This is a genomic window from Arsukibacterium sp. (assembly GCF_041616895.1).
Lineage (GTDB): Bacteria > Pseudomonadota > Gammaproteobacteria > Enterobacterales > Alteromonadaceae > Alishewanella.
Window position 1 is genome coordinate 1 of sequence record NZ_JBFJPY010000143.1, and the last position, 5,209, is coordinate 5,209.

The 5,209-nt window shown below is 49.1% G+C and carries 6 protein-coding genes; 2 read left to right on the forward strand and 4 right to left on the reverse strand.

Annotated elements, in window-relative coordinates; genetic code table 11:
• Positions 1–350: 350 nt before the first annotated feature.
• Entirely contained in the window at positions 351–569 is a 219-nt protein-coding gene (locus ABY802_RS15675) for a hypothetical protein (RefSeq protein ID WP_372628061.1), read from the reverse strand.
• Positions 570–601: 32 nt separating this feature from the next.
• A complete protein-coding gene (locus ABY802_RS15680) occupies positions 602–802 on the reverse strand; it encodes a hypothetical protein (RefSeq protein ID WP_372628062.1) in 201 nt (66 codons plus the stop codon).
• A gap of 105 nt (positions 803–907) precedes the next feature.
• Here ABY802_RS15680 and ABY802_RS15685 point away from each other — a divergent pair, with 105 nt between their 5' ends.
• Both ABY802_RS15685 and ABY802_RS15690 read left to right on the forward strand, forming a co-directional pair.
• Positions 908–2,530: an NAD(P)/FAD-dependent oxidoreductase gene (locus ABY802_RS15685; protein ID WP_372628063.1), complete on the forward strand. Its 1,623-nt coding sequence runs from the start codon at positions 908–910 to the stop codon at positions 2,528–2,530.
• Positions 2,531–2,535: 5 nt separating this feature from the next.
• Positions 2,536–3,321, forward strand: a complete 786-nt coding sequence (locus ABY802_RS15690) for a CLCA_X family protein (protein ID WP_372628064.1) — start codon at positions 2,536–2,538, stop codon at positions 3,319–3,321.
• An 11-nt stretch (positions 3,322–3,332) separates the two neighbouring features.
• On the opposite strand, the gene ABY802_RS15695 is transcribed toward ABY802_RS15690, so the two are convergent.
• Both ABY802_RS15695 and ABY802_RS15700 read right to left on the reverse strand, forming a co-directional pair.
• The gene (locus tag ABY802_RS15695; protein ID WP_372628065.1) at positions 3,333–4,595 is read right to left on the reverse strand and encodes a diguanylate cyclase domain-containing protein; all 1,263 of its coding nucleotides are present in this window, start codon (positions 4,593–4,595) and stop codon (positions 3,333–3,335) included.
• Between the two features lie 154 nt (positions 4,596–4,749).
• The coding region (locus tag ABY802_RS15700) for a GMC family oxidoreductase (protein ID WP_372628066.1) at positions 4,750–5,209 on the reverse strand (460 nt) is incomplete at its 5' end.

Consider the following 5,209-nt stretch of genomic DNA (forward strand, 5'->3'; position numbering starts at 1 on the left):
AAACAAATAAATGAATGAATTGGAAATGAACTCAAAGGCTATTTGGATTTGTAGAATACTGGCATTATTGTTTCTGGCCTACTTTTCTTACGATGTAATCATAGATTTTGAGCGAGGTTATATTGAAAGGAGAGGTCACGTATATACACTGGATGAAAATACAGTAACCTTTATTATAAATGTTGCTAAGAGGCTAGGGATGCCATTAATAGCTGTTTTCGTTACTTTTTTTATATTGAAGCACAAAAAGTAGTTATCTGTTTTTATAACTGTATGTTCTGATGTTTAGAGCTAACTTTGAAACCAATGCCCCTTCCTCACCAGTGACTCGGTGTCGGCGGGGCTTTTTGTTACCAAATAAGGCAAACCTCTTCAGCAAACTCACCATTCCGCCATTGGCCAAGTGACCTTTCTCCAACGGGCGTGATGCGCTCAAGATAATCGGGAAATTGAAGGTTCTTGCCATATAACGTCTGCCCCTGAGCCAACAACTCACGACTTAACTTCCCAGATTGGCTGTCAAGCTCAACCTCTTCCGATAGGGCTAGTACATCAAGGTTTTTGGTCACAAGCTACTCCTGTCGCTGATCGAATTCAGTTGTTAACTGGTGGAAGCTGAGGCAATGCCGTGCCTGGCGGCAAAGGACTGAAGTTTCTTGTCGTAAAAACTCATATCCTGCTTGTAGCAGCAGAAGAAATTTATGGCGGAATTGCTTTCATCATAGATAGCCCGGATATCGTTTTCCCCAGCATCAATTGAGAAAGTGCCATCAACTACTGAGAAGCGAACAGTTGAACTCAAGAGCAAAACCCTTGCGGACATTCACAGCCTCTTAGCGTAAAATAGCACCATCTTGTGAGCGCCTGGCCTGTTGCCTGGTCGCAATGACACCGATATGGAACCGCTATGCTGCGCCTGACTGAAATAAAACTACCGCTAAATCACGATGAAAATGCGCTAACTGCTGCCATTCTCGCCAAATTACAAATAAAAGCAGAGCAGCTGCACAGTTTTACGGTGTTTAAACGCGGCTTTGACGCCCGTAAAAAATCCGATATTCAGTTAATTTACACACTGGATTTAGAGGTTGCTAACGAAGCGCAGCTATTAAGCACCTTTGCCAGTGATCAGCATGTTAAACCCTCGCCTGACACCAGCTATAAATTTGTAGCGCAAGCACCTGAAACATTGCCCGAGCGGCCAATTGTGATTGGCCTGGGCCCTTGCGGGTTATTCGCCGGTTTGTTGCTGGCACAAATGGGCTTTAAGCCGATTATTCTCGAGCGCGGCAAAGAAGTGCGCGAGCGCACCAAAGACACCTTTGGTTTCTGGCGCGGTAAAGCCTTAAACCCGGAGTCGAACGTGCAATATGGCGAAGGCGGTGCCGGTACCTTTTCTGATGGTAAGCTGTACAGCCAGGTGAAAGACCCTAAGCACTATGGTCGCAAAGTAATGAGCGAATTTGTCGCTGCCGGCGCACCCGATGAAATTATGTATGTCAGTAAACCGCATATCGGTACCTTTAAGCTGGTAGCGATGGTAGAAAAAATGCGGGCTAAAATTATCGAACTGGGTGGTGAAATACGCTTTAGCAGCAAAGTCGATAAACTGCATATCGATAATGGTCAGCTGACTGGTTTAACCCTGGCCAGCGGCGAGCAGTTGCACAGTAAACATGTGGTGCTGGCCGTTGGCCACAGTGCCCGCGATACGTTTCAGATGCTGCATGATCACGGCGTGTATATTGAAGCCAAACCATTCTCAATTGGTTTTCGGATTGAACATGAGCAATCAATGATTGACGAGTGCCGCTTTGGCCCTAACGCTGGCAACCCGATTTTAGGCGCTGCTGATTACAAACTGGTGCACCATTGCAGCAATAACCGAACTGTATACAGTTTTTGCATGTGTCCGGGCGGTACCGTGGTCGCTGCGGCCTCTGAGCCAGGCCGGGTAGTCACTAACGGTATGAGCCAGTACTCACGGCATGAGCGCAATGCAAACAGCGCTATCGTGGTGGGTATTGACCCTGAGCGCGATTACCCTGGCCACCCGCTGGCTGGCATAGCGCTGCAGCGCCAGTTAGAAGAGCAAGCCTTTAAAGTGGGCGGGGAAACGTACCATGCGCCGGCGCAACTGATTGGTGACTTTTTACAGGGCCGCTCTTCGGCTGAACTTGGCGAAGTAAAACCGTCCTATACCCCAGGTATTACGTTAACCGATTTGGCTAAGGTACTGCCCGACTTTGCCATTGCCGCTATTCGCGAAGCGATTCCAGCGTTTGACAGGCAAATTAAAGGCTTTGCTAAAGCCGATGGTTTACTGACCGGCGTTGAAACCCGCACCTCATCACCCATTTGTATTAAACGCGGCAAGGATTACCAAAGTATCAATATCAAAGGCCTGTATCCTGCCGGTGAAGGTGCAGGTTATGCCGGCGGCATTTTATCGGCCGGTATCGATGGCATTAAAGTGGCCGAAGCACTGGCGTTGGCGATGCTGGATGCAGATAACACCACGACCGTTTAACCACCGTGGCAGACAGACTTAGACGACAATACTATCGTAACGGCCCGCCCCACCGGGCCGGTGCGGATGTCAGCTTTGGTGATTTAGTTAAAATATTTGGTTTTAACAGTATTCATATTGGCCGCTGGGTGCAAAGCGCCGAGCAACAGCAGGCCGCCAATTTATTTTTTGATGCGCTGTGTGATTTGCAGCTATTGCTACAAGTGCCCGAGCAGGTTATCTCACTTAATGGCAGCCTGGCATTAACCTACGGCATAGGGGGCCAGCGTGGGGTTTGCGCGCACTACCAGCCGCAGGGCCGTATTTTAGCACTGGCCAAAAATGCTGGTGGTGGCAGCTTAGCGCATGAATGGTTTCATGCGTTTGATCACTATATCGCCAGCAAAATGTTTAACCCTGCGCCGCCAGCCAACCGCTTTGCCAGCCGCTGCTATCTGGATGGTCTGACCTTGCACCCACACCCCTTAAACGCGCTATTGCAACAGGCGTTTAAAGCATTATATTTATCGAGCGACGGCCAGAACGAAAGCGAGTATTTCAAACAATGCCGCACCCTGGACGCCGGACGACAGCAGCTGTATCTTGCCATGCCGGAAGAGATGGCCGCCCGAGCTTTTGAAAATATGCTGCAGCGACAGCCATTAAAAAACAGCTTTTTAGTCTCGGGTACCCTGCAAAGCGGAGCAGCCAAACTTGGCGTTTATCCGGATCAGCAACTAAGCAGTGCACTTGGGCAGCTGTGGTTACCGTATTTTCAGGGGCTAGGCCAGAGCCTGCGACGAGCACGCTAGCGGCATCATGTTTAGTTTACCGTCTGGTTTACTGCTAGCATCCGATCACTAAGCACCACCCGGTTACCACCGGCTTTTTTAGCCTGATACATGGCTTCATCTGCTCGCAGTATCAGCTCGTGTTGCACCAGGCCGTGTTGCGGATACAAGGCAACGCCGATACTGGGCTTAATAGCGAGCTGCTGGCCCTTTATCTGATATGGCTGACACAGCGCCTGGCGGATATTTTCAGCCAACTGCACAGCCAGATCTTCATTGGGTAACTGCTCCAGTAAAATCACGAATTCATCGCCACCAAAACGGGCTGCCGTATCCGTGTGGCGAATAGCTTGGCGCAAACGCTTAGCCGCTTGTTGCAACAACTCATCACCGACCAGGTGGCCAAAGCTATCATTTACTTGCTTTAACTTATCTAAATCAACATAAAGCAGAGCCAATATGCCTTGCTCACGGCCAGCACGGGCTAAAGCCGACTGCATTCGATCCTGAAATAACTCCCGATTGAGCAGGCTGGTTAATTGATCATACAGCGCGCTGAACTTCAACTTTGCCAACATCTGCATACGCTCTATTGACACCGCTACCTGGATTGCGACAAATTCCAGCATTTCAAGCTCTGCATGGCTGTAATAAGGTGCTTGCACGGTATTTTGCGCCAGCAGAGCACCAATAACTCCGCTATGGGTTTTAAGCGGCACGGCAACCCATTGCGGTTCAGACTCACTTTGCACCAACGCACTCTCTCCACGTTGAATAACTTGATTACACAGTTCAGTGGCTAAAGCGACGTCAGCGTCTTTACTGTCGCCACTCCTATAGCTCAAACTCAAGCCTGCACTTTTCTCATAGCTGGCAATGCTAAAACTTTGCATGGGAATTAAACTGGCAATAATCTGATGAACCTGCTGATACAACTGGTTAATATCGTCTGCGGCGTAAGCTGCCTCAGAGATAGCATAAAGTGCGGCCTGACGGCGCTGGGTATTTTTCAGGTTAGTTATATCTCTTGCTACAGCGACACGCTGCTGCTTATCCTCAGACCACCGGGCAGACCACAACAAATGGACCACCGACCCATCTTTTCTAATATAACGGTTTTCGAAATTTAGCTTCAATTCGCCCTGATTAATTTGCTCTGCGGCAGCCAGTGTTATGCCCTGATCATCCGGGTGAATAAACTCCAGCATAGAATGGCCAACCATCTCCTCAGGTTTATAACCAAAAATTCGCTCAGCCGCCTGGCTCAGGAACACAAAGCTTCCCTTTTTGTCCACTACACAAACGGCGTCAAGCAGTAGATCAAAATAATTGCTTAATACTGTATAGCTCGAGTCGGTCATAGTCAGATTCGCAAGTCAACATTGCTGAAACAGGGCGGGAACTGCCCGATAGTCGAAATTCACCATAGCACGAAAGCTATTTAACACCCTATATTAGCCGATTTAACTCCGTCGCTAATATGTCGCAATTGCGCCAGGTCATACCATAAATCGTCAGCTGCGGATTCGCACCTAAACTGGTGGGCAGAATAGAGCCATCAAATATCGACAGGTTTTGCAGCTGATGATGACGCCCCTCCTGGTTAACTACGCCTTTTCTTGGGTCGGCACTCATATTACAGCCGCCCATCACATGAGCCGACGCTATGGTTTGCCGGTATTTTTGCATGGGCAATTCTGCGATCGCCGCTTTTGCCTCGGGCCAGCTACGGTAAAGCCTGGCATCATGATGAATAGGCAGCACCTGCTTAGCGCCAGCAGCGAATTGCATCTGAGCCATCGACAACAGTGCCCGGCGGGCGCCCTGCCAAAGGTAGTCTGTGATCGGATAATCTAGTACCGGTTGCTGCTGACTATCGAGCATCACGCTACCCCCCTGGCTTTGTGGA